The 24,015-nt window shown below is 70.9% G+C and carries 26 protein-coding genes; 21 read left to right on the forward strand and 5 right to left on the reverse strand.

The features are described 5' to 3' along the window. Nucleotides 1–127 precede the first annotated feature (127 nt). Nucleotides 128–1,417, reverse strand: a complete 1,290-nt coding sequence (locus ACGFWI_RS17185) for an amino acid deaminase (protein ID WP_393906772.1) — start codon at nt 1,415–1,417, stop codon at nt 128–130. A gap of 201 nt (nt 1,418–1,618) precedes the next feature. Between ACGFWI_RS17185 and ACGFWI_RS17190 the strand changes: the two genes are divergently transcribed. From ACGFWI_RS17190 to ACGFWI_RS17205, 4 genes are all read left to right on the forward strand, one after another. Further along, entirely contained in the window at nt 1,619–2,731 is a 1,113-nt protein-coding gene (locus tag ACGFWI_RS17190; protein ID WP_393906773.1) for a sugar kinase, read from the forward strand. A gap of 73 nt (nt 2,732–2,804) precedes the next feature. Further along, the gene (locus ACGFWI_RS17195) at nt 2,805–3,557 is read left to right on the forward strand and encodes an IclR family transcriptional regulator (RefSeq protein WP_393906774.1); all 753 of its coding nucleotides are present in this window, start codon (nt 2,805–2,807) and stop codon (nt 3,555–3,557) included. A 31-nt stretch (nt 3,558–3,588) separates the two neighbouring features. After that, nucleotides 3,589–3,999, forward strand: coding sequence for a RidA family protein (locus ACGFWI_RS17200; protein WP_393906775.1), 411 nt, complete (start codon nt 3,589–3,591; stop codon nt 3,997–3,999). A 176-nt stretch (nt 4,000–4,175) separates the two neighbouring features. Continuing rightward, nucleotides 4,176–5,651 (forward strand): GntP family permease, encoded by a 1,476-nt coding sequence (locus ACGFWI_RS17205; RefSeq protein ID WP_393906776.1) that lies wholly within the window; start codon nt 4,176–4,178, stop codon nt 5,649–5,651. Between the two features lie 72 nt (nt 5,652–5,723). Here ACGFWI_RS17205 and ACGFWI_RS17210 read toward each other — a convergent pair whose 3' ends face one another. Next, complete coding sequence (locus ACGFWI_RS17210; RefSeq protein WP_393906777.1) at nt 5,724–6,212, reverse strand: ATP-binding protein; 489 nt, start codon at nt 6,210–6,212, stop codon at nt 5,724–5,726. Nucleotides 6,213–6,476: 264 nt separating this feature from the next. Here ACGFWI_RS17210 and ACGFWI_RS17215 point away from each other — a divergent pair, with 264 nt between their 5' ends. Together ACGFWI_RS17215 and ACGFWI_RS17220 are read left to right on the forward strand one after the other, a co-directional pair. Next, a complete protein-coding gene (locus tag ACGFWI_RS17215) occupies nt 6,477–7,325 on the forward strand; it encodes a helix-turn-helix domain-containing protein (RefSeq protein ID WP_393906778.1) in 849 nt (282 codons plus the stop codon). A gap of 10 nt (nt 7,326–7,335) precedes the next feature. Beyond that, nucleotides 7,336–7,527, forward strand: coding sequence for a hypothetical protein (locus ACGFWI_RS17220; protein ID WP_393906779.1), 192 nt, complete (start codon nt 7,336–7,338; stop codon nt 7,525–7,527). 82 nt (nt 7,528–7,609) lie between these two features. Here ACGFWI_RS17220 and ACGFWI_RS17225 read toward each other — a convergent pair whose 3' ends face one another. After that, complete coding sequence (locus ACGFWI_RS17225; RefSeq protein ID WP_393906780.1) at nt 7,610–8,959, reverse strand: M14 family metallopeptidase; 1,350 nt, start codon at nt 8,957–8,959, stop codon at nt 7,610–7,612. Between the two features lie 248 nt (nt 8,960–9,207). Between ACGFWI_RS17225 and ACGFWI_RS17230 the strand changes: the two genes are divergently transcribed. Next, entirely contained in the window at nt 9,208–10,080 is an 873-nt protein-coding gene (locus ACGFWI_RS17230; RefSeq protein ID WP_393906781.1) for a serine protease, read from the forward strand. A 96-nt stretch (nt 10,081–10,176) separates the two neighbouring features. On the opposite strand, the gene ACGFWI_RS17235 is transcribed toward ACGFWI_RS17230, so the two are convergent. Next, on the reverse strand, nt 10,177–11,217 hold the full coding sequence (locus ACGFWI_RS17235; RefSeq protein WP_393906782.1) for a chitinase: 1,041 nt from the start codon (nt 11,215–11,217) through the stop codon (nt 10,177–10,179). Nucleotides 11,218–11,534: 317 nt separating this feature from the next. On the opposite strand from ACGFWI_RS17235, the gene ACGFWI_RS17240 reads away from it, so the two are divergent. From ACGFWI_RS17240 to ACGFWI_RS17300, 13 genes are all read left to right on the forward strand, one after another. After that, complete coding sequence (locus ACGFWI_RS17240) at nt 11,535–13,067, forward strand: hypothetical protein (RefSeq protein ID WP_393906783.1); 1,533 nt, start codon at nt 11,535–11,537, stop codon at nt 13,065–13,067. Between the two features lie 132 nt (nt 13,068–13,199). Continuing rightward, nucleotides 13,200–13,919: a Flp pilus assembly protein CpaB gene (cpaB, locus tag ACGFWI_RS17245; RefSeq protein ID WP_393906784.1), complete on the forward strand. Its 720-nt coding sequence runs from the start codon at nt 13,200–13,202 to the stop codon at nt 13,917–13,919. Between the two features lie 13 nt (nt 13,920–13,932). Further along, nucleotides 13,933–15,387 (forward strand): CpaE family protein, encoded by a 1,455-nt coding sequence (locus ACGFWI_RS17250; RefSeq protein WP_393906785.1) that lies wholly within the window; start codon nt 13,933–13,935, stop codon nt 15,385–15,387. A 3-nt stretch (nt 15,388–15,390) separates the two neighbouring features. Then, nucleotides 15,391–15,774: a TadE/TadG family type IV pilus assembly protein gene (locus tag ACGFWI_RS17255; protein ID WP_393906786.1), complete on the forward strand. Its 384-nt coding sequence runs from the start codon at nt 15,391–15,393 to the stop codon at nt 15,772–15,774. After that, nucleotides 15,771–16,226 (forward strand): TadE/TadG family type IV pilus assembly protein, encoded by a 456-nt coding sequence (locus ACGFWI_RS17260; protein WP_393906787.1) that lies wholly within the window; start codon nt 15,771–15,773, stop codon nt 16,224–16,226. Before ACGFWI_RS17255 ends, ACGFWI_RS17260 begins: the two co-directional genes overlap by 4 nt. After that, on the forward strand, nt 16,223–17,563 hold the full coding sequence (locus ACGFWI_RS17265; protein WP_393906788.1) for a CpaF family protein: 1,341 nt from the start codon (nt 16,223–16,225) through the stop codon (nt 17,561–17,563). Before ACGFWI_RS17260 ends, ACGFWI_RS17265 begins: the two co-directional genes overlap by 4 nt. After that, nucleotides 17,560–18,507, forward strand: coding sequence for a type II secretion system F family protein (locus ACGFWI_RS17270; protein ID WP_393906789.1), 948 nt, complete (start codon nt 17,560–17,562; stop codon nt 18,505–18,507). Before ACGFWI_RS17265 ends, ACGFWI_RS17270 begins: the two co-directional genes overlap by 4 nt. A 38-nt stretch (nt 18,508–18,545) precedes the next feature. Further along, nucleotides 18,546–19,439 carry a DUF5936 domain-containing protein gene (locus tag ACGFWI_RS17275; RefSeq protein ID WP_393906790.1) on the forward strand — a complete coding sequence of 298 codons (894 nt, stop codon included), beginning with the start codon at nt 18,546–18,548 and terminating at the stop codon, nt 19,437–19,439. A 3-nt stretch (nt 19,440–19,442) separates the two neighbouring features. After that, nucleotides 19,443–19,844: a hypothetical protein gene (locus tag ACGFWI_RS17280; RefSeq protein ID WP_393906791.1), complete on the forward strand. Its 402-nt coding sequence runs from the start codon at nt 19,443–19,445 to the stop codon at nt 19,842–19,844. A 398-nt stretch (nt 19,845–20,242) separates the two neighbouring features. Beyond that, complete coding sequence (locus ACGFWI_RS17285; protein WP_018089307.1) at nt 20,243–20,407, forward strand: membrane protein; 165 nt, start codon at nt 20,243–20,245, stop codon at nt 20,405–20,407. 38 nt (nt 20,408–20,445) lie between these two features. Beyond that, complete coding sequence (locus tag ACGFWI_RS17290; protein ID WP_393906792.1) at nt 20,446–21,135, forward strand: pilus assembly protein TadG-related protein; 690 nt, start codon at nt 20,446–20,448, stop codon at nt 21,133–21,135. 69 nt (nt 21,136–21,204) lie between these two features. Further along, nucleotides 21,205–21,789 carry a hypothetical protein gene (locus ACGFWI_RS17295; protein ID WP_393906793.1) on the forward strand — a complete coding sequence of 195 codons (585 nt, stop codon included), beginning with the start codon at nt 21,205–21,207 and terminating at the stop codon, nt 21,787–21,789. A gap of 10 nt (nt 21,790–21,799) precedes the next feature. Next, complete coding sequence (locus ACGFWI_RS17300; RefSeq protein WP_393906794.1) at nt 21,800–22,426, forward strand: OmpA family protein; 627 nt, start codon at nt 21,800–21,802, stop codon at nt 22,424–22,426. Nucleotides 22,427–22,572: 146 nt separating this feature from the next. Here the strand turns inward: ACGFWI_RS17300 and ACGFWI_RS17305 are convergent, their stop codons facing one another. After that, a complete protein-coding gene (locus tag ACGFWI_RS17305) occupies nt 22,573–22,926 on the reverse strand; it encodes a DUF192 domain-containing protein (protein WP_393906795.1) in 354 nt (117 codons plus the stop codon). A 91-nt stretch (nt 22,927–23,017) separates the two neighbouring features. Here ACGFWI_RS17305 and ACGFWI_RS17310 point away from each other — a divergent pair, with 91 nt between their 5' ends. After that, nucleotides 23,018–23,752, forward strand: a complete 735-nt coding sequence (locus tag ACGFWI_RS17310; RefSeq protein ID WP_393906796.1) for a prepilin peptidase — start codon at nt 23,018–23,020, stop codon at nt 23,750–23,752. Nucleotides 23,753–24,015 lie beyond the last annotated feature (263 nt).

Genomic DNA, 24,015 nt, shown 5'->3' on the forward strand with positions numbered 1-24,015 from the left:
CCGCGGGGGATCGGCGCGCACCGCCGGGGTCGGGGAGGAGAGCGGGCAAGCCACGCCCTCCAGGCCGGGGCCGTTTCTTTCGGATCACGGCCCGGGCGGTGTCTTCCGGATCGGGGCCGGACCGGTCCTAGAAGAAGGTGCGGATGAAATCGGTGACCGTGCCGTCCTGCTCGACCAGCGGGATCAGCTGCCACTTGTCGAAGGACGTGCAGGGGTGCGACAGGCCCAGCCCGACCCAGTCACCGACCTCCAGGTCGCCGGCCCGCTCGGTGCTGACCCAGGCGTGCTGGTCGGACAGGCCGGTGACGGTCACGCCGTCCGCCGGCCGCAGGGTGCCGTCCCGGCCGGACCGTACGACCTGGGCCTGCGGCAGATGCAGGTCGTACGCCGCATCGCGCTTGCCCGCGTTGAGGAACGCCTGCTCGGGCGTGGGGCGGGAGACGACCTGCGCCCAGAGACGGAAGGCGGGCTGCAGCGCGCCCTCCTCCGGGACACGGTTGAACGGGGTGAGGTGGCGGTAGTGACCGTCGTCGTGCGAGACATAGGCGCCCGAGCGCAGCAGCTTGAGGACCGGGGCGGACAGCTCGGGGATCTCGGCGAAGACGTCGGCCACCGCATCGAACCAGGCGCTGCCGCCGGCGCTGATGACGATCTGTTCGAGGTCGGTGAACCGGCCCGCCTTGTCGAACTCCACGGCCAGTGCGACCAGTCGGCGCAGCCAGGCGGTCACCCGCTCGGGGGTGGCGTCGGGCACCTCGCCCTCGTAGCCGGCGACGCCGACCAGACGGAGGGTGTCCACACCCGCGAGGGCATCGGCGAGTTCGAGGCATTCGGCCTCGGTACGCACGCCGGTACGGGCGCCCTCGCCGGCGCCGAGCTCGACGACGACATCCACGGGGCGGGTGGCGCCGGCCTCGCGCAGCGCGGTGTCCATCAGCTCGATGCCGCGCAGCGAGTCGACGTAGCAAAGGAAGCGGAAGTCGGGGTCGGCGGCGAGCTCACCGGCGAGCCAGTGCAGCGCGGCCGCGTCCACGAGCTCGTTGGCCAGGAAGATCCGCTCGATGCCGTAACTGCGGTAGACGCGGGCCTGGTGGGGGACGGCGGCGGTGATGCCCCAGGCGCCGTGCTCCAGCTGGCGGGAGAAGAGCTGCGGTGCCATGCAGGTCTTGCCGTGCGGGGCGAAGGCCAGGCCGTGCCGGGCGGCGTAGGTCTCCATCAGCGCCAGGTTGTGGGCGACCGACTCGGCGGAGAGGGCGAGGACGGGGGTGGTGAATCCACCGCCGAAGAGGTTGCGGCGCTCGGCGGCCAGCTGGCCGACGGTCCGGCCCTCGGCGTCCGGGGGGAGCGCCTTGAAGCGGTGGTCGACCCGCTCGTCCGCGAGCTCCTCGAGTCCCTGCGCGAGCCGTTCGCCGGCCATGGGGCCTCCTCAAAAGATCTTGTTGCACCATCTGCAACACTCATTGCGCATATCGCTTACCGCTGTCTAACATCCGAGCCATCGCCCGGTCAATGGTGGGAAACGCGGCAGGAAACGGCCGCAACACCATGCGGCACCCGGCCGGAACCCGGTGCGGCACCCGGCCCCGGCGCGCACCACAGCGAAGGAGCGGAACCGATCGTGACCAGGTCCTCGAACACCGGCGACACCCCCGTCCCGGGCGGCACACCCGTCCCGGACGTCGATGTCGTCTGTCTCGGCGAGTCCATGGTCACCTTCCTGCCGAACCTGCCCGGCCGGCTCGCCGACGTACCGTCCTTCGACCGCGCCATCGGCGGCGCCGAATCCAATGTCGCCTGCACCCTCGCGCGCACCGGCCACAGCGCACGCTGGATCTCCCGGGTCGGCGCCGACGGCTTCGGCGACCACCTGCTGGCCGCCATCGCCGACTGCGGCGTCGATGTCAGCCACGTCCGGCGCGACCCGCTGCGCCCCACCGGCATCTACTTCCGCACCGCCGGCGACCGCGCCACCGACACCCACGAGGTCGCCTACTACCGCGCCGGTTCCGCCGCCTCCGCCATGACGGCCGCGGACATGGACCTGCCCGCGATCCGCTCCGGCCGGGTCCTGCACCTGTCCGGCATCACGGCGGCGCTGTCCGAGGACTGCCTCGGCCTGATGCGTGAGCTGACCGCCCGCCGCCCGGGGCGTCCGCTGCTCTCGTTCGACGTCAACTACCGGCCGGGGCTGTGGCGCGACAGGGCCCGGGCAGGGGCGCTGCTCGAACTGGCGCGGGGCGCGGACCTCGTCTTCGTGGGCGACGACGAGGCCCGCGACGCATGGGGCCTGTACGACGCACGCGCCATCAGCGAAGCGCTGCCGGAACCGGACGTCCTGGTCGTCAAGCAGGGCAAGGCCGGAACCACCGTGTTCCAGCGCACCACCGCGACCGGCGAGCGCCGCGACGACGCGGCCGGCACCGCCACCTTCGTCCCCTCCCTGAACGTCGACCTCGTGGCAGCCACCGGCGCCGGAGACGCCTTCGCCGCCGGATTCCTCTCCGCCACCCTCCGCGGCCTCCCCGTCCGCACCCGCATCCGGCACGGCCACCTGTGGGCCGCCGCCGCCCTCACCGTCCCCGGCGATCTCGCGACGCCGCCCGCCCGCGCGCACGCCGACCGCCTGGCGGACCTCGACGACGCGGCCTGGGGGAGACTGCACCTCGGCCCCGGCTGGACCGAAGCCGAAGCATCCGGCCGCAGGGCCGGCGAGGAGGTACGTACGCGGTGAACGAGCGATGCGAGAGAACCATCGAGAGGTGCACCCCTGGCGAGGACAGGGCCGAGCGAAGCGAGGTTCCGGCATGAGTCAGACCGTCGACCGAGCGCTGAGCATCCTGCCGCTGCTCGCCGAGGGACCCGCCGACCTGGGACAGGTCGCCGACCGGCTCGGTGTCCACAAGTCCACGGCCCTCCGGCTGCTGCGCACCCTCCACGAACACGGCCTCGTCTACCGCCAGTCCGACCAGCGCTACCGCCTCGGCACCCGGCTCTTCGCCCTCGCCCAGCAGGCCGTCGAAAACCTCGACGTACGCGAGATCGCCCACCCCCACCTCGTCGCACTCAACGAGACCTGCGGACACACCGTCCACCTCGCGGTCTACGAGGAGAACGAGGTCCTCTACATCGACAAGGTGGAGAGCCGCTACCCGGTCCGGATGTACTCCCGGATCGGCAAGCCCGTCGCGATCACCGTCGCCGCGGTCGCCAAGCTGCTCCTCGCCGATCTGCCCGAACCCGAGCGCCGCGCCCTCGCGGAGAAGCTCGACTACCCCCTCTACACGTCCCGTTCGACTCCCCACGCCACGGCCTTCCTCGCCGAACTGGCCAAGGTCCGCGAACAGGGCTGGGCCACCGACCTCGGTGGCCACGAGGAGTCCATCAACTGCGTCGCGGCCCCCATCCGCGGCACGGACGGGCGCGTGGTCGCCGCCATGTCGGTCTCCGCGCCGAATGTCGTCGTCACCGCCGAGGAACTCCTCACACTGCTCCCGCTGGTACGCCGCACCGCCGACACCATCAGCAGGGAGTACTCCGGAACCGCAATTCCCCAGTAACCACTGGTCCCGTACAGGAAGCCTGAACACCATGACCGAGAAGATCGCGCTCACCCCGGCCACCCACACCACTCCGCCCGCGAAGTTCTCCCACGGCGTCAAGAAGGGCAACATCCTTCAGGTCGCCGGCCAGGTCGGCTTCCTCCCCGCGGTCGAGGGCCAGGCCCCCACCCCGGCCGGCCCCACCCTGCGCGAGCAGACCCTGCAGACCCTCGCCAACGTCCGGGCCATCCTCGAAGAGGGCGGCGCGAGCTGGGACGACGTCATGATGATGCGCGTCTACCTCACCGACGTGGATCACTTCGCCGAGATGAACGAGATCTACAACGCCTACTTCGAGGAGCAGGGCCTCAAGGAGGCACCCTCGGCCCGTACGACCGTCTACGTCGGTCTGCCCAAGGGCCTGCTCATCGAGATCGACGCCCTCGCGGTCCTGAGCTGAGGCACAAACCCCTTGCCCCGCCTGCCGTTAGCGCCATCGAGCGCACTGTTCGCCGCACGGCACGGCGCCCCGTACCGATGGGGTGCCGTGCCGCGGATCCCCCTGCCTGGAGATGCCTTCCAGGGGACCACCCGGACCTCCCGGGGCCCGCCCCTGCCTGACAACGGAGTCACCCCATGTTCCTTGCTGCCACGCCCGCCACCCCGCCACCACCACCCCACACCGGTGGACTGCTCGCCCTGATACCGGGCACCGCGGGGCTTCTCACGGTCGCCGCCCTGGGCATCGCCCTGCTCCTCGTCCTGATCATCAAGGTCCGGCTGCAGCCGTTCGTCGCGCTGCTGACGGTCTCCATCGCGGTGGGCCTGGCCGCCGGGCTCTCCGTCACCGAACTCTTCGGCACGGTCCAGAAATCCGACGCCGTCTCGATGATCGAGACCGGTATGGGCGGCATCCTCGGGCATGTCGCCATCATCATCGGCCTGGGCACCATGCTCGGCGCGATCCTCGAAGTCTCCGGCGGGGCCGAGGTATTGAGCTCCCGGCTGCTCCGCCTCTTCGGCGAGAAGCGCGAACCGCTCGCCATGGGCCTGACCGGCCTGATCTTCGGCATCCCGGTCTTCTTCGACGTCGGCATCTTCGTCCTCGCGCCGATCGTCTACGCCGCCGCCAAGCGCAGCGGCAAGTCGATCCTGCTCTACTGCATGCCGCTGCTCGCCGGTCTGTCCATGACCCACGCCTTCCTGCCGCCGCACCCCGGCCCGGTCGCCGCCGCCGGCCTCTTCAAGGTCGACCTCGGCTGGATCATCCTCATGGGCATCATCTGCGGAATCCCGGCGGTGCTCGCCGCCTGGGGCTACGCGGCCTGGATCGGCAAGCGGCTCTTCGTCGCCGTCCCGCAGGACATGGTCGAGGCCGCGGAGGAGGCCAAGGCCGCGGTCACCGCGGAGAAGGACGCGGCCGGCGTCAAGCCGCACGAGACACCGGTCTCCCTGGGCACCGTCCTCACCATCATCGGCACCCCGCTGGTCCTCATCCTCCTGGCGACCTTCTCCTCCATCGCCCTGGCCCCCTCGACCGGCCGGTCGGTGATCGAGTTCTTCGGCCACCCCTTCGTCGCCCTGACGATCGCCCTGCTGATGTCGTACTACCTGCTGGGCATCCGCCGCGGCTGGTCCCGCAAGTCCCTGGAGACGGTCTCCACCGCCTCGCTCAAGCCGGTCGGCAACATCATCCTGGTCGTCGGCGCCGGCGGGATCTTCGGCGCCGTCCTCAAGGGCAGCGGTGTGGCCACGGCCCTCTCCGACACCTTCCACAACGTCGGCCTCCCCGTCATCGTCCTCGCCTATCTCCTCTCCCTCGTCCTGCGCGTCGCCCAGGGCTCGGCCACGGTCGCCATCGTCACCACGGCCGGCATCGTCGTCCCCCTCGTCGAGGGCCAGGGCATGTCGCAGGCCCATCTGGCGCTGATCATCATGGCGATCTCGGCCGGGTCGATCTTCGCTTCGCATGTGAATGACGGGGGGTTCTGGATGGTGAGCAAGTACTTCGGGATCACGGAGCGCGACACGCTCAAGTCCTGGACCGTGCTGGAATCGGTGCTCTCGGTCGCCGGGTTCGCGGTGGCGGCGCTGGTGAGCCTGGCCGTGTAGCGCCGGTGGAGGCTTCCCGTCTCCTCCCTCCGTACGCCGATGGGGCGCCCGGCACCGGGCGTCCCATCGGCGTCAGGCCGCGTGCCCGTACACCCGCGCCCCTTCGCGCGGCAGTACGGCCCACATCCGCGTCCCGTCGCTCGGCTCCGGCGACTCCCCGAATCCCCACTCGCCCTCGCAGGCCTGCATCACGCAGGCCAGCAGCAAGAGCAGCGACCGACGCCTGCCGTCGCAGGCCGCCGCGAGGCGGCGGTGGGCATGGCGCGGGTGCCCGTCGTAAAGGCTGATGCGCAGCGCGTCGTCGCGATAGCGGAGCGACAGGTAGACGCTGTCGGACGGTGTGAACAGACAAGCGCAGGCGGCGAGTTCGCCGATCACTTGAATCGCGGCGGCGGTCACGTCGTACAGGCCGTGCGCTTCCAGGATCGTACGGGCGGCAGAGCGCGCGACGGCCGGACTGGCGAGCGCGGCGGGAAGAGTGAGGCTGTAGGCCAGGGTTTCCGGCACGCGCGGTGTGCGAACGTCGAGGGGGTGCGGGCAGACGGTCACGGCTGCGGGCATGGCAACTCCCTGTAGGAAAGGGCGGGTTGATGGCACGGCAGCCGGTGGCCTGTCTCCCTGGCGCGGCCCGCCCTCCCAGGGCAGGAGGATGCGGGCAGGCTCGCGCGATGCGCTTCCGGCTGTGTGGAGCGTAAGCGTTGCGTTACTGACTGTAGGGCAGGGGGGTTAAATTTGCCACTCGGTCAGGAGTTTTCTGACCTTTGGTAGTTCCTCTAGCCCGTCAGACGGCAGACTTCTCAACATCTCGAAGTCGGAAGGAACTTCATGGCGCAGAGGACAACGCCGACCGAACGCCAGCAGCGACTGGGCGCCGAACTCCGGAAGCTGCGGACGACGGCAGGCATGTCCGCCGAGTACGCCGCCGGGCTGTTGGGCATCGACCGGAGCAGGCTCTCCAATATGGAGGCGGGGCTGCGCCCCATCAGCCCGGAGCGGCTACGCACTCTGGCCTGCAACTGTGCCTGCCGCGATGAGAAGTATGTCGATGCGCTGGCGGCCATGACCCAATCCAGCCGAGGCTGGTGGGAGAAGTACCGCGGCAGTCTCCCTGCCGGGCTGCTGGATATCGCCGAGTTCGAGTGGCACGCCGTACGCATGCGCACCGCGCACACGGTGCACATCCCGGGCCTGCTGCAGACCAGCGACCACGCCACCACGATCTTTCGCGTGGGCGTCCCTCCCATGCCGGAACACGAGATTGCGCTGCGGGTTGCCCACCGGATGGAACGCCGGCAAGTGCTGGACGGCGAGGACCCGTGCGAATACATCGGCATCATCCATGAGGCCGCCCTGCGGATGCAGTTCGGTGGTCGGGCGATCGCCCTCGCCCAGTTGAAGCACCTGCTCGCCATGTCCGAGCGCGACAACGTGACCTTGCGCGTCATCCCCTTCGAGGCCGGAGAGTTTCCGGGTGCCGGACAGACCGTGATCTATGCGGAAGGTGTGGTGCCGCAACTGGATGCCGTGCAGGTTGACAGCACGCATGGGCCGGAGTTCTGCCACCTGGAGGCGCAGTTGACCCGGTACCGGTCCCAGGTGGACGGAATGGAACGGGTTAGCCTCTCTCCCGAACGTTCGCGCGACTTCATCCAGATCATCGTGCGTCAACTGTGAGGGGCATGCCATGGCTGACATCCGCTGGGAAGAGCCGTTCTGCGCTGAGGGCTCGGCGTGCTTCCGCCTCGGCACCGACGACGACGGCAACGCCTACATCGCCGTAGCAGGCGCCGAGGGCGCCTATGTGAGCGACACCCGCGAAGCCCTCCGCACGCTCATCCGTGAGATAAAGGCCGGCAAGGCCGACCACCTGCTCTAGGGGCGGGTGCCCATGACCGTCTGGGGCGCGGCGGGTCGCGTCGTGGTGGACGCGGCCCGCCCCTCGTCTCAACAGTGCTGCGTCAACTGCCGCTGCAGTACTGCGCTTCCTTTCCGATCGCGCGGTAAGGACAGTCGGCGATCTCCAGGAGCTGGAGCACCGCATCGCGGTTACGGGAGGTCTCCTTCGGGATGACCGTGTCACGCGGGTAGAAGCCGCCGGAGCCGGAAGAGGACGGGTACATCTCGAAGGTGTAGGCGAACACCTTCTGGTCGCCCCACAGCCAGTCGTCGATCGCGCCGTCGGTGATGTACAGCTCGCTGGACTGCTCGGGGGTGTAGCCGTTGCTGGCGGCCATGTTCTTGCCGATGGTGGCGAAGGCGTCGTGGTCGTCCTGGGTCATGCCGGGGCCGGTGTCGTCGTCGGTGAAACCGAAGGGCCACAGGACCAGTTCGCTGTAGGTGTGGAAGTCGATGGCGGCCTTGATCTGCTGCTTGCCGCCGACGATGCGGCTGTGGACGAATTTCGAGACGACCTGGACCTCGGGGGCGGAGGCGGCGGACGGGCCGCGGTAGGTCTCGGAGGAGGGGCTGGACGAAGAGCCGCCGCAGCAGCCCCACTTGAAGTCCCAGTTGCGGTTGAGGTCGGTGCCGACGCTGCTGGATCCGGCGTTGGGCTGGCGGTTCTTGCGCCAGCTGCGGAACGAGCCGGAGGCGATGTCATAGGCGCCGCCGTCCGGATTCAGGTCCGGGATGATCCAGATCTCACGGGAGTCGAGCATCTTGGTGATGCGGGAGTCGGTCCCGTACTTCGAGGTGAACTCGTTGAGGAGATAGAGGGCCATCTCGACGGTGAGGTGTTCCCTGGCGTGCTGGTGGGCGGTGAAGAGGACCTCGGGCTCCGCCTCGTCCTGGGTGACGTTCTTGCTGAGCTTGAGCGCGAGGAGGGCCCGGCCCTCGTGGGAGGTGCCGATGACCTGCTTGCTGAGGAGGGCGGGGTACTTGGCGACGAGGGCGTCGATCTCCTTCGTGGCCTCGTCGTAGGTGTGGTACTTCGTGTAGCCGGCGGGGAAGTCCTTGACCCGGGTGCCGGGTGAGACGGGCCCGGTGGCCGGCGGGTCGGGCAACCTGCGCAGGACGTAGCCGAGTCGGCGGGCGGCGTCGGCCTGGGCGCGGTTCGCCGTGATGACGACCGCTCGCGCGTGGACCTCGTCGATGGTGGCGCCGGTCGCGGTGAGGGCGGTGCGCTGTGCGGGGGTGGCGGGGCCCGTCACCTCGTACTGATGGGGGAGTTCGGTGCTCGCCGCGGTGCCGGCGGCGGGTTCGCCGGAGGGGGCGTCCTGTGCCTGGGCGGCGGCGATCGGGGCGGCGAGCGCGAGGGAGAGGAGGGCGGCGAGGATGGTTCTGCGTCCGCCGCGGATACGTGGTCGCATGCGGTCTCCTGTGGGGTGTGAGGCGAAGCGACGGCGTCAGTTTTGGCGCATTGGCATGACCGGGTCAAGGCGTCGGACGGCCAGATGTGGGACCGCCGACGGGACCCCCATGGCCGGGGTGAACCCGGCAACTTCCCATCGTTTCCAGGAAATTGATTGCCTCATGGGCCTGTGGCGCCAACAATGCGCACGACAAAACCGAAGGCACCTGAAGGAACTTCGGTGACATAAGCTGAGAGGACCCCCACATGAACAGACCTCTCGTCGGCACCCTGGCCACGGCCGTGCTGGGAGCCGCAGCCCTGGTGGGCACCGTCGGAACGGCCCACGCGGCACCGATCGGCGCGCAGCACCTCAAGCACCACAAGACCAAGGCGGTGGACTTCGCCGGCACCGTCGCGCTGAGCAACTGCTCCGGATCGGTCGTCCGGATGCCCACCTCGCAGCCGAACGACCCGGCCCTGGTGATGTCCAACGGCCACTGTCTGGAAAGCGGTATGCCCGGCGCCGGCGAGGTCATCGTCGACCAGCCGTCCAGCCGGAGCTTCACCCTGCTCGACAAGTCGGCCGGCCGGGCGGGCACGATCAAGGCCACCAAGATCGCGTACGCCACGATGACCGACACCGATGTCTCGCTCTACGAGACCTCGTCGACCTACGCCCAGATCGAGCAGAAGTACGGGATCAAGCCGCTGGAGCTGGCCACCGACCACCCGGTCAAGGGCGGGGCCATCAGTGTCGTCTCCGGCTACTGGAAGAAGATCTACTCCTGCAACATCGACGGGTTCGTGCCCACCCTCAAGGAGGGCGACTGGACCTGGAAGGACTCGGTCCGCTACACCCCGCAGTGCCAGACGATCGGCGGCACGTCCGGATCGCCGGTGGTCGACACCGCCACCGGCAAGGTCGCGGCCATCAACAACACGGGCAACGAGGACGGCGAGAAGTGCACCGTCAACAACCCGTGCGAGGTCGACGAGAACGGCAATGTCACGGTGCACAAGGGCACCAACTACGCCGAGGAGACGTACGGGATACCGAAGTGCTTCGGTGTCGGCAACAAGCTGGATCTGAGCGCGGCCGGGTGTGCGCTGCCGAAGCCGGCGGCCACTCGAAGGTGATCTGACGCGAAGCGCGACGCCAGGTCCCGTGCACGGGGTGCGCGGGACCTGGCGGTGTGTGGGGGGTGGCGCCGGAGCGCCGGTGCCGTGGTGCCGTTACGGGAGGCCGTGGACGTGCGCGCCCACCTGGTGTGCGAACTCATTGCCGTTGGCGGCATCCCAGTTGGTGGACCAGGTCATCGCGCCGCGCAGGCCCGGGTAGGTCTTGGACGGCTTGAAGGAGCCGCAGCTGGTGCCCTGGGTGAGGCAGTCCAGGGCGGCGTTGACGACGGACGGGGCGACATACCCGCTGCCGGCCGCGCTCGCGGAAGCCGGCACGCCGATGCCGACCTGGGACGGGTCGAGCCCGCCTGCCAGCTGGATACAGGCGAGCGAGGTCAGGAAGTCGACCGAGCCCTGGGAGTAGACCTTGCCGTCACAGCCGTTCATCGAACCGCTGTTGTAGTACTGCATATTGACGGCGGTCAGAAAGTCCTTGATGCCGAGCGCTGTCTTGAAGTACTCGTTCTGCGGTGACTGCATATCGATGGTCTGCGGCGCCATGGTCACCACGACGTCGCCGTGCCGGGCGTGTACGGCCTTGAGCGCCTGTGTCATATAGGTGGAGTTGAGGCCGTTCTCCAGGTCGATGTCGACGCCGTTGAAGCCGTATTCGTCCATCAGGCCGTTCAGGGAGTCGGCGAAGTTCTTGGCGGAGGTGTCGTCGCTGACGGACACCGCGCCCTTTTCGCCGCCGACGGAGAGGATCACCGACTTTCCGGCCGCCTGCTTCGCCTTGATGTCTGCCTTGAATTCGTCGGTGGAGCCGTAGCCGACGGCCGGGTCGAGGTGGAAGGCGACGGCGCCGGGCGTGCCGGTCGCTTCGGCGAACGAGACCGCGATGATGTCGTAGGCGTCGTCGACGTCCTTCAGTTTCTGCACCGTGGCACCGTTGTTGAAGTTCTGCCAGTAGCCGGTGACGGCGTGCGCGGGAACGGCCGCGGTGTGTGCGGCGGGGGCGGGCCGGGGGTGGTCCCCGGTGGCGTGGGCGGTGCCGGCCGCGAGGATGCCGGCCGAGGTCAGTGCCGCAGCGGCCAGTGCGGCCAGGAGTCTTGCCGTCAGCCTGGTTTTCGACGTGCCTGATCGTGCGCGAACCACGACTGCCTCCGTGTGGGGGGAAGGAGAGGGGGAGTGGTGCGGATGCGCGATTCAGGGGCCCCTGCGCGTGCGGTACAACGTGGTCCAGACCATTGATCCTGTCAAGAGTCTTGCCGGAAGCGGATGTTCCCCTGAAGGCCGCTCGGGCGGTATGCGCCCTTTCCCTACGGGGTGATGGTCATGACGAGTAGCCCAGAACGTGTTCTCTGGGACGTATCTCTGTGGATAAAGTGCTGAACGTATGGCGCCTATGGCGCAGAGCTGTGCCGATCCGCGGTCCCGGGGCCCCCGGCGGCCGGAGGGAGTGGGGGAGCGACGTGCCGACCGCGATTGCCGTCACCAGCCCGGACCTCGCGATGCCCGCGACCGACCGGCAGACCCCCGCCGCCGTCGTTCTGCAGGCCCCGCATCTCCAGCCGCTGGACGACGCCCTGACGGAGACCAGCGCCGTCCTGGAGCACCACGGCCACCTCATCGTGCTGTACTCCTCGGCCTGCCCGCCGGAACACGTCCGCCGGCTGCACACCCTGCGCGCCGTCCTGGAGAGCGACCGGATCGCCATCGTGCCGTTGTCCCTGCCGCCGCTGGGCGTGGCGTTACTGGCCCGCCAGCTGCGGCAGTTGTCGCTGTGCGACTTCAGCCCCGGTGTGCTGGCCAGCGCCGCGCGGCTGCTGCCCCACTACATTCACGCCGGCGCCCTGCTGGGCAGCGTCAGCGGCCTGGACCGGATCGAGGTCGACCTGCGGTCCCATGTGAAGTCCTGGCTGCCCGGCGCGCACTTCGCCGTGCTGGCCCACCCCGAGCCGCGGCTGCTTCACCTGGACCGGCACAGCACCGAGGCCGGGCTGCCCGCGCCCGGGTTCGCCACCCAGCTCGCGGTCGCCAGCGGCCAGCTCACCTCCGAGTGGGTGACCGGGGCGCTCGCTCCGGCCTGGCGGGTGCAGGGCGTGTACGAGGCCCGGCTGCCCGCCGAGTCCGCCCGGTGGTGGGGAACCCAGAAGGTGATCGAATTCGCGGCGGCCATACCGGATGTGTCGGTCCTTCACCAGCTGGTGGCCTCCGTACGGCGCGAGGCGTGCGGCTGGTGCGGACTGGAACTCCTGGGCGATCACTGTGCGTTCTGCGCGGCGCCGCTGTCGAGGGAACGGGCGGCGGGGGGTGGCGGCTCGGGGCAGGGGCCGGCGGCCATAGCGGGGCCGGAACCCGGGCCGGGCACCGCCACCGCGCACGCCCCTTCTGCCGCACCGTCGGCGGCTTCGGCCCCTGCGCTGCCTTCCGCTCCTGCGCCGTCTCCCGCTCCCGCCCCTTCGCCGACCGTGGCTCCTTCCTCCCCCGCTGCCGCCGCTCCCCCCGCCCCTCCGCATCCGCCGACGTCCGCGCCGGCCCCGGGTCCCGCTCCCGAACTGCCGCCGGCCTCCGGAGGGCCGGGCGAGCCCGCACCTCCCTCGGCGCGGCCGGCCGAACCGCCCGCCTCGCCGTGGGGCGAACCGCCTCCCTCGCCCTGGAGCGAGCGCGGCCTCTCGCCGGTGGCACCTCCCGGTGTGGCCGGTGTGCTCGGCGTGCCGGACGTGGCGGGCGTACGCGGAGACGGGCCCGGTGAACCGGGGCAGTTGGACGTCCGCGGGCCGGATCCGGCGGCGGGCTGCCCGGCAGCGTCAGGGAACCCGTACGGGTCCGGACGTCCGGTACCGGGGAACCCCTACGCATCCGACGGCCCCCGTGCCCCCGGGCACTGGGAACTGCCCGGTCACCCCGACTTCGCCGGCCACCCGGAGCACCCCGGATACCCGGACCTGCCCGGTGGGCCGGAGGCCCCCGGCACCCCGCGGACGGTGGCCCGCGTGCGCTGAGCCCACCCGGGCCGCCCGCGCCCCCGCCCCCTCCGGCCGACCACGTCAGCCGCCGCCGGCCCGTCCCCGTCCGGCGCCCGCCCGCCCCCTGTCCGCCCGTCTTCTCCCCGTCCCGATCGAGGTCCCTCCCCCATGAACTCACGCCAGCGCCGCGGAGTGATCCTGCTGCTCCTGTCGGTTCTCTGTGCGGTCGGCGCGTTCGTCGGCGTACTGTCGGTGATCAAGAACGTCGAGTCCAAGGTCGGTCCCGAAAAGACGGCCTACCGGCTGAAGACGGATGTCGCGGCCTATAAAGCGCTGGATCCTGGGCAGTTCGAGAAGGTGAAGATGCCGCAGCGGTGGCTGCCGCCCACCGCCGTGACCGACCTGGACAAGGTCAGCGGCAGGATCGCGGTGACTCCGTTGAAGAAGGGGTCGCTGTTGCAGGACGACATGATCGTCGAGCGGCCCGCGCTGAAGGCGGGCCAGCAGGAGATCGCCATCATGATCGACGCGGCAACCGGCGTGGCCGGCAAGATCAACCCCGGTGCCCGGGTGAACATCTACGCCACCTTCGAGGGCAAGCGCCCCGAGGACAAACCGGTCTCCAAGGTCATCGTCTCCGGCGCCCAGGTGATCGACGTCGGCAAGCTGACGCCGCTGGAGGCCAAGGACCCCGGCGACACCACCACCGCAGGCCGGCAGGCCGGTGACGCCGTCCCGATCACCTTCGCGCTGAACACCCAGGACGCCCAACGGGTCGCGTACGCCGAGTCCTTCGCCTCGCACGTACGGCTCGCCCTGCTCGCCCCCGGCAGCGAGGCCACCATCCCGCCCGGCCAGCGCACCTACACCCTCGACGGCGACAAGTGACCCGGAGGCTCAGGTGACCATCCGTATCCTCCCGGCGATCGGCGACCCGGACGCCGCGCGAGCGGTGTCCTCGCTGCTCAACCAGCTGCCGGACGCCGAGCCCGCGCCCCCCGTCGCCGACTCCACCGCGCTGCTCAACGCGCTGGCCGGCGCCGCCGCCCAGGGAGCCGGCGGGTCTTCAGCCGGCGCCCCGCCCGCGGCCGGTCCGCCGTCCGCCGTCGAGGCGCTCCCCGAGGTCGTGCTCGTCCATGAGCGGATCGGTCCGACGCCGGCGCTGGAGCTGATCCGCGAGGTGGCGCTGCGCTTCCCCGCCGTCGGCGTCGTACTGATCACCACCGACGCCGGGCCCGCGTTGTTCTCCGCGGCGATGGACGCCGGTGCCCGTGGCATCGTCGGACTGCCGCTCGGCTACGACGAGTTGGCCGCCCGGGTGCAGGCCGCCGCCCAGTGGTCGGCGGGCGTACGGGTACACCTGGGGGGCAGCCCGGAGGCGGTCCCCGGGCCGACCGGCACCCTGGTGACCGTGACCGGCGCCAAGGGCGGGGTCGGCACCACCGTCACCGCCGTGCAGCTGGCACTGGCCGCACGGGCCGCGGGCCGAAGTGTCGCGCTGGTGGACCTGGATCTGCAGTCCGGCGATGTGGCCTCCTACCTGGACGTCCAGTTCCGCCGCTCGATCGTCGACCTGGCGGGCATTCAGGACATCTCCGTACGGGTCCTCCAGGACGCGGTGCACGACCACCACACGGGTCTCGGGCTGCTGCTGGCGCCCGAGGAGGGGGAGCGCGGCGAGGAGGTCGACGACCGGGCGGCCCGCCAGATCATCGGCGCGCTGCGCTCCCGCTACGAAGTGGTGCTGGTCGACTGCGGCTCCCAGATGCAGTCCGCCAACGCCGCGGCCGTCGAACTCGCCGATGTGGCACTGCTGGTGACGACCCCGGACGTGGTGGCCGTACGGGCCGCCAAGCGGCAGGTACGGCTGTGGGACCGGCTGCAGATCCGTCAGGCGGAGGACACCACGACGGTGGTCAACCGCCTCACCCGTAACACCGAGATCCAGCCGCCGCTGGTCGCGAAGGCCACCGGCACCCAGGTCGCCAGGACCCATGTGCCCGCCGCCTTCAAGGAGCTCCAGCCCTGTGTCGACGCCGGCCGGATGCAGGATCTCGACGGACGGTCGACGGTGCGGCAGGCACTGTGGGCGCTGGCGGGCGAACTCGGCCTGGTCGAGTCACCGGCCGTGCGGCAGGGCCGGGGCAGCCATCGGGCCCGCCCGACGCTGACCGGGCGCAGGCGCAAGGCCATAACGCCGGGGGCGGCTCCCGGTTCCGGGGCAGGCCAGGGTCCGGCATCGGGGTCGGCCTCCGGGGCAGGGTCCGGCATCCGGTTCGGGGCGCGGCGCGGCTCCGCGGCGGCGGCCGGCGGCTCGGGCCCGTTCGATCCGGCCGGTCCGTACGAGGAGGGCTGAGCGGTGCGGCGCCCACTGGGCGGCAACGACCGGGGGCAGGTCGCCGTGGAGTTCATGGGGCTGCTCCCGCTGATCCTGCTGGTCCTGGCGCTGCTGTGGCAGCTGGTGCTGGTCGGCTACGCCTATGCGCTCGCCGCCCACGCCGCCGACCGGGGTGCACGGGCCGGCACCGCGACGGAAGGCGGCGGTTCCGGCGCCTGCCGGTCCGCCGCCGAGGACGAACTGCCCAGCTCCTGGCGCGGCGGTGCCACCATCGCCTGCCGCCCCGAAGCAGGCGTGTGGAAGGCGACGGTCCAGATCGAGGTCCCGGTGCTCTTCCCCGGCGCGGGCAGCTTCCCGTGGTCGGCGAAGGGCTCGGCCGGCGCCGCGAAGGAGGTCCCCCGGTGAGCGCCGTACGTCTGCCCGCCCGGCTCCGCGGCCACGGCCGCGACCGGGGCACCGTATCCGTCGAATTCCTCGGCTTCCTGCCGATCCTGCTGGTCATCGGGCTGGCCGTGGTCCAGCTCGGACTGGCGGCGTTCGCCGTCCAGCAGGCCGGTACGGGAGCGCGCGCCGCGGCCCGTACCGCCTCGATGGACGAGGCCGACCGTACGACCGGCCCGGAGGCCGCCGGGCGGGCGGCGATGACCGGCTGGGTCTCGCGCGGCGCGAAGGTCCTGGTGGACGGCGGCGGGGGCGACGCGGTCCGCGCGACCGTACGCGTCACCATCCCCTCGCTGCTGCCCGGCATCGACGACTTCGGCACCGCCTCCCGCAGCGCCACCATGCCCCGCCCGCAGAATCCCGGCGCCCTGGGCCTCCGGGCAGCGCACCCGTACGAAGGAGCACCCCCGCGATGAGCCTGAAAGCCCGGATCGTCGCACCCGAGCCGGCCGGTGAGGCGCGCCAGGACAGCAACATGGTCGCCGTCTACCGCGCCAAACTGCTCGAAGAGATCGACCTCGCCGAGATGTCCTCGCTGGCGGCGGCCGAGCGCCGCGGGCGGCTGGAGCGCGTCCTGGGCCACATCATCAGCCGTGAGGGGCCGGTGCTCTCCACCGCCGAACGCGCCCAGCTCATCCGCCGGGTGGTGGACGAGGCGCTCGGCCTCGGGGTGCTGGAGCCGCTGCTCGAAGACGCCTCGATCACCGAGATCATGGTCAACGGCCCGGACCAGGTGTATGTCGAGCGGGCCGGCCGGGTCGAGCTGCTGCCCGTGCGCTTCGCCTCGCACGAGCAATTGATGCAGACCATCGAGCGGATCGTCTCGACCGTCAACCGACGGGTCGATGAGTCCAATCCGATGGTCGACGCCCGGCTGCCGTCCGGCGAGCGCGTCAACGTCATCATCCCGCCGCTCGCGCTGAACGGCGCCACCCTCACCATCCGCCGCTTCCCGCGCGCCTACACCCTCGCCGAACTCATCGGCATGGGCACGCTCGACGAGCAGATGCTGATGATGCTGGCGGGGCTGGTGCGGGCCAAGTTCAACGTGGTGGTCTCCGGCGCCACGGGCGCGGGCAAGACCACGCTCCTCAACGCGCTGTCCGGCCTGATCCCGGACGGGGAGCGGATCATCACCGTCGAGGACGCCGCCGAACTCCAGCTCCAGCAGAGCCATGTCATCCGGCTGGAGTCCCGGCCGCCCAATGTGGAGGGCAAGGGCCGGATCACCATTCGCGACCTCGTACGCAACTCCCTGCGGATGCGCCCCGACCGCATCATCGTCGGCGAGGTGCGCGGCGGGGAGACCCTCGACATGCTCCAGGCGATGTCGACCGGCCACGACGGTTCGCTCGCCACCGTCCACGCCAACAGTGCCGAGGACGCCCTGATGCGGCTGCAGACCCTGGCCTCCATGTCGGACGTCAAGATCCCCTTCGAGGCGCTGCGGGACCAGATCAACAGCGCCGTCGACTGCATCGTCCAGCTCACCCGGCACGCCGACGGCTCCCGCCGGATCAGCGAGATCGCCATCCTCGACTCGCGCGGCCACGAGGACTACCGGATCGCGACGGTCTGCCGCTTCGACGCCGAACCGATGGGCGCCGACCGCATCGTGCACGGGCGGTTCCGCTACTTCCCGCTGCCGCGCCGGGTCGCCGAACGCCTCTTCATGGCGAGCGAGCCCACCCCGCCCGCCTTCGGCGTCGCCACCGATGACGCCCAACTCGCCACCCGGAAGGCCACCTCATGACCGGCGGGAACCACCTCGCCCTGCTCGCCATCGGGGCCACCCTGCTGTGCGGGGTGCTCGCGATCGCCGGCGTGCGGACGTACGCGGCCGGGCGCGCCCAGCGGCAGGCCGTCGTCGACCGGCTCGACGACGAGCGCCGGCTGCCGGCCGACGGACGACGGCGCCGCTTCCCGTCCGTCGACCGCACCCTGCGCGGCACCCGCTTCGGCCGCCGCCTGGAACTGCGGCTGGCGGCCACCGGCCTGGATGTCACCCCCGGCGAATTCTTCGTCTACATGCTTGGCGCGGTGCTCGCGCTGTGGCTGATCGCGCAGGCCACCCTCGCCCCGTTCTTCGGCCCGATCGCCGCGCTGGTCGCCGTCTGGGCGGCGTTCGCCTTCCTCAACTGGCAGCGGCAGAAGCGCATCGAGAAGTTCATCAACCAGCTGCCCGAACTCTCCCGGATCCTCGCCAACGCCACCCAGGCCGGGCTCGCCCTGCGGACGGCGCTGGGCATGGCGGCCGAGGAGCTGGAGGCCCCGGCCGGTGAGGAGCTGGCCAAGGTCTCCGACAAGCTCGCCGTCGGCCACTCCATTGACGAGGCGCTCGGCGAGCTGGCCGAACGCCTCCCGTCCCGCGAACTCGTCGTACTCGTCACCACCTTGGTGCTCTCCAACCGCGCCGGCGGCACGGTCGTCGGCTCGCTGCGCAACCTCACCAAGACCCTGGAGGAGCGCAAGGAGACCCGCCGGGAGGTCCGCACCCAGCTCTCGCAGGTCGTCGTCACCGCCTATGTCGTCCCGCTGCTCGGCATCGGCACCCTGCTGCTGATGAACCGGATCGCCCCGGGCGCCATCGACCGGATGACGTCCTCCTTCCTCGGCCAGCTCGCGGTCGTGGTGGCCTTCGCCCTCTACGGGCTCGGGTTCTTCTTCATCCGCCGGCTGTCCAAGATCGACGTCTAGATACCGGCACCGGCATCGGTATCTCCAGGGGAACAGGAATGGGAATCGGAATTCTGCTGGCCGCGGCCTTCGCCCTCTCGGTCGCCGGCATCTGCTGCGGTATCGCGCTCTACCGCCGTGAGGCACGGCTGCCGCCCGACCTGGCGCTGTCCCTGGAGGTCGGGGCGACGCGCACCACGGTGGTCGGTTCGGCGGTGGACCGCACCGGGATGCGCTACGCGCCGCTGGTGCTGCGGCTGATGGGCGACAAGCGCACCGCCCGGGTCCGTCGGCGGATCGACCTGGCCGGCAATCCCGGCGGGCTGACCGTCGACCGGTACGCCGCCCGGCGCGCCGTCTACGGGGCCCTCGGTTTCTTCGGCGCGCTGGTGATGTTCCTGCGCGGCCAGCCGCTGCTGGGCGTCCTGATGGTGCTCTTCGGCCTCTTCTGGACCGAGGTCGGTATCTGGGCCGCGATCCGCCAGCGCAAGGACACCATCGAACGCACCCTTCCGGACTTTCTGGACGTGCTGGCGGTCGTGGTCAGCGCGGGCCTGAGCTTCCGTCAGGCACTGGACCGGGTCGCGGAGAAGTACGAGGGGCCCTGGGCCGATGAACTCCGCATCACGCTGCGGCAGATGGACATGGGGGTCAGCCGCCGCGCGGCCTTCGAGGAGCTACGCAAACGCAACGACTCCGAACAGGTCGCCCAGTTCGTCACCGCCCTCCAGCAGGGCGAGGAACTCGGCTCTCCGATCGTCGAGACCCTGATCCAGATCGCCAACGACATGCGCCGCACCGACGCCCAGAACGCCCGGCGCCGCGCCGCCCGCGCGGTCCCCAAGGCCACCATGGTCGTCACCACCTTTATGGTTCCGGCCACGATGATCCTGCTCATCGCCGGGTTCTTCCTTGGCTCGGGGACCAACTTCGGCTCGCTGATGGGGAGGTGAACCGTGCCACAGACCCGGGCCACCGCCCCGCCCCCGGCCGCCTGGCGCCGCTGGGCCGGGCTCGGCGTCCCCGCGCTGGTGCTCCTCGGCGGGGCCCTTTCCTTCCTCTCCACCGCCTTCTCCACCGACACCTTCCACGACTGTCACTATTTCGGGCCGTCCTTGCGGATGCACATCTTCGGGTGGGCGGGCCTCTGTGCCGGCCTCGCCGCCCCGCTGCTGTACGCCGCGCTGCACCGGGGCGCACTCCGGCGCGGCTGGGCGCCGGCGGCGTCCCGGGCCTCCGGGGCGGCCATGGTTTTCCTGGTTCTGGGCGTGCTGCCACTGCTCTTCGAGGCCTTCGTGGTGTGGACCCTGTACGCTCCCGATCCGGCTGGTGGCAACGACTGTTCGGGCCTGGCGTAGGCGCTCGGCGGCCGTGGCCCGCACCCGGCCGGATGAGTGCGCTCCACCGCTGGCTTCTCGTCAACTCCTTCGCAAGAGCAACGAGTTGTGTCACAGTGGGTGGGCGGACGGTTTCGCTCGCACTATGGTGCGGACGGGCCGCCCGGTCCACATGGGCAGCGGAACGGGGCATGGTTCCGGAGGGGGAGCGGGGGTGGGTGGGGTGCGACTGAGTGGCCGAAATGCGCCGTTGGGCCCGCCGTCCGTGATCCCAAAAGAGGATTGGGTACGGAATCCCTGTTCCGGGCACGCTGTTCCGGCGTACTTTTCTCGTGTCGTGAGCGCGGTCGAACGCGCCGGCACCACGGGGACAGACCAGCCGGACCAGAGCGGTACGGCCGCCCATGGAGGGGAAGACGATGGCGAAGCGTATTTTGGGGAACGACCGAGGACAGACCTCGATCGAGTACCTCGGCATCATCGCGGTGGTCGTGGCGATCGTCCTGGTCCTGTCGACCACGGACTTCGGCAGCCAGATCGCGAACGCCATCGCCAACAAGATCTCCGACGTCGTCGGTATTTAGGCCCCGCCGCTGCCGCCACTGTCGTGCCGGTCACCGTCATGCGCCGCCGGCGCGACGCCGGGCAGGCCTTCCCGCTCTACATCGTGGCGGTCGGGGGCCTGCTCTTTCTCGCGCTCGCCTTCTTCGCCGTCGGGCAGGCCGCGGCCACCCGCAACGGCGCCCAGACCGCCGCCGACGCGGCCGCGCTCGCCGCCGGCCAGAAGTACCGCGACCTGCTGACCAAGGGCATTCTCGACGGCCTCCGCGACGGCAGCTACGAGAGCAACCCGACCGTCTGGAAGGACCTGCTGAACGGGCGCGGCGCCCCGTCCGGAGCGGCCTGCGAGAGCGCGGGCTGGTTCGCCGAGCGGAACGGCGCCGGGCTCTCCGGCTCCGGCTCCGGTGCCGGCTGCACCCCGGACTCCTGGCCCACCTCGTTCGCCGTCGCGGTCACCACCCGTAACACCGTGGGCAATTCGGTCATCCCGATCACCAAGAGCACCCATGGGAAGGCCGAGGCGAAGTCCGTCGTCGCGCCCCGCTGCACGCTCGATCCCGCCAAGGACGGCACGGCCGAGCCGGACACCAAGGGCGAGGAAAAGGGCAAGGCCGGCAAGGACGGCAAGGGCAAGGACGGCCCCGGGCCCATCGAGATCACCTGCGACGGCAAGCGCTGGACGCTCGACCCCGACCACCTCCAGCATCTCCCCGACGCCGCCGACCTCTTCTCCGTACGCCTCGCCCATTGACCGGCCACCCCCACACCCCCCGACCCGCACTCCGAGACGACCAGACGACGATCAAAGGAATCGCATCCAATGAGCATTCGGCGCACCACGAAGGCCGCCAGGGGAGCGGTCGCCATGGCGAGCGCTGTCGGCCTGGCTCTCGTCGTGGCCGGCTGTGGTGGTGGCGACGGCGGCGCGAAGGGGTCGGACGGCAACAAGCCGCCGGCCCGCAGCACCGCCCCCAAGGGCAGCGGCCCCGGCAGCCCGGCGGCCGACTCCGACAAGGTGATCGGGGAGATGAAGGGGCCGGACGGCGTGGTGGTCACCCTGCACTCCGTCGTCCGTGACTCCGGTGGCTTCGTCACCGTCAACGGCACGGTGTCCAACCACGGCAACCGCGCCTTCAACGCGATCGACTGGCGCTCCAACGAGACCGAGCTGCGGTCCCGTTCCTCCATCTCCGGAGCCACCCTCGTCGACAAGGCGGGCAAGAAACGGTATTTGGTGCTGCGCGACACCAATGGCGAATGCCTGTGCACCACCGGCCTCAGCGGTCTGATGCCGGGAGCCAGCCGCCCGATCTTCGCGCAGTTCCCGGCGCCGCCGGCCAAGGTGACCCAGGTCGACTTCCAATTGCCGACCATGCCCCCGGCCAGCGTGCAGATCACGGATTGAGCGGGTACCGATGACCGCGACCCAGATGCCCCGAGGACGCCGCGCGCCCCGTACGGCCCTCACCGCCGCCGTCGCCCTGCTGCTGACCGCGGCGCTGACGGTCCCCGCCGCCCATGCCGATCCGCCGGGTCTGACCGAGGACTCCAGCCCCCCGGTGCACATCGACCCGAACGACCCCGATCTGCGGATGGTCCAGGGCGCCAAGCTCGCCGGCTCCAAGGTCCTCAACATCAAGTCCATCGTCGAGACCGACGACGGCTCCGAGCGCCGCCAGGACACCAACGACAATGTGACCTTCTCGCTCCAGGCGGAGGTCCTGTTCGACAAGGACAGCGCCAAGCTGTCGTCGGACGCGCTGTCGCGCATCGGCACCATCGCGACGGAGATCAAGAAGCAGAACGCCACCCGCCTCCGGGTCTTCGGCTTCACCGACAATCTCGGTTCGGCGAGCCACGGCCTGGTCCTGTCCAAGAAGCGGGCCAACGCCGTCCAACAGGAGCTGGCCAAGGACCTCGGCTCGTCCGTCAGCTTCCAGATCCGCGGCTACGGCGAGCAGTACCCGATCTCCGACAACAGCACCGAGGCGGGCCGCAAGAAGAACCGCCGGGTCGAGGTCAGCTTCCCGCGCACCTCGTGACCGCGGGCGCAGCCGGGGCCGCCCCGAGCGGGACCGGTCGCCTCCTGCGGCGGACGGAGCGGGGCGGCGCGCCCGCCGTCGACCGCCCCGCGTATGCGGCGGTGTAGCCCGCCTCCCGGGCGTGGCAGCACGCCGTGCCCGGCCCGTCAGCGGGCCGGGTCGAGACCGAGCCGAAGGCCGGGGCGCAGGCCCCAGCGCGCCATCGCACCGGCCTCCGCCTCCAGGACGTGCCGGGCCCGGAGGCGGGGGAGCCCCAGCCGGCCCGGACGCATGGTGCGTACGGCCAGCACGGTGAAGTCCCGGCTCAGATAGGCGACATCGATCGCAAACCGCATCCGGAAGGTATGCACACTGCTCGCCGGGGTCAGCAACAGCGCCCCCTCGATGCCCTCGCGGCCCAGCAGTCCGCGGGTGCGGGCGCGGTAGGACGCCGCGATCTCCACCGGAATGCCGGCATTCGCGCCGTGCAGAATCCCCGGGCCGTTCTCCCAACGCGCCATGCACAGCGTTCTATCAGCTCCCGCCTGCCGGTTCCGCCCCTGCCCCGGTTCCGTCCCGACCCCGGAACCGGACAGGCTCTAAGGTCGGCACGTGTCAGTGATGCTGATGGTTCTCGCCGCCGTCTACGGGACCGCGGCCGGGCTGTTCATACCGCGGCCCGCCCACCGGATGGCCGTCGGGCCCGAGGAGCCGTGGCGCGCGGCCTGTCCCGGGGGGCATGCGATCACGGGGGTGGCGCGGGGCTGGCTGGGGCGGGGGCACTGCCCCGACTGCGGGGCCTACGGGCCGGGAGTGCTGCCGACGGCGGCGGCCACCGCGCTGGCCTGTGCGGCCCTGGCGACCGCCACCGGGCCACGGCTGGAACTCGTCGCCTGGCTGGTGATGACGCCGGTCGCGGTGCTGCTGGTGGCCGTCGACTGGCGGGTGCGGCGCCTCCCGGACGAGCTGACGCTGCCGCTCGCCGTGGCGGCGGCGGCGCTGCTGGGGTCCGTCGGCTGGCTCACGGGGGAGGCCGGGGCGTGGCGGCGGGCACTGCTGGGCGGCCTGTTCCTGGGCGCGGGCTACCTCCTGCTCTATGTCGTCAACCCGCGCGGGATCGGGCTGGGCGACGTCAAGCTGGCGGTCGGGCTGGGCGTCGCCCTGGGGTGGTACGGCTGGCGCACCCTCGTCACCGGCGGTGCGGCGGGGGTGCTGATCGGTGCGCTCTACGGTGCGGGGCTGATGATCGTCCGGCGCGACGCACGGAGCACGGCGATGCCCCTGGGGCCCTTCATGATCCTCGGGGCGTTCTGCGGGCTGCTCCTGGGCGCCGCCGCGACCGCCTGACCGCGGGCCCTGCAGCCGTAGGGGACGGGTCTCCTCCACGGGAGGCGGCCGTAGCGGACGGGTCTCCTCCACGGGACCCGCGGCCGTACGGACCGATTTCCTCCGCGTGCCCTGCCCCCGGCCCCGGCCCCCTCCTGGGCCGGCGCCACGCCGTCGCGCGCGCCGGTGCGCGAAGCATCCCTCCCGCGGGGTTATGGTGGAAACCCCCCCTCGGGCCGGTCCGTATCCCCCCCACGGACCGGCCCGCTTTTTGTTCGGTGCAC

The sequence above is a fragment of the Streptomyces sp. NPDC048434 genome, from assembly GCF_043200375.1.
GTDB lineage: Bacteria > Actinomycetota > Actinomycetes > Streptomycetales > Streptomycetaceae > Streptomyces.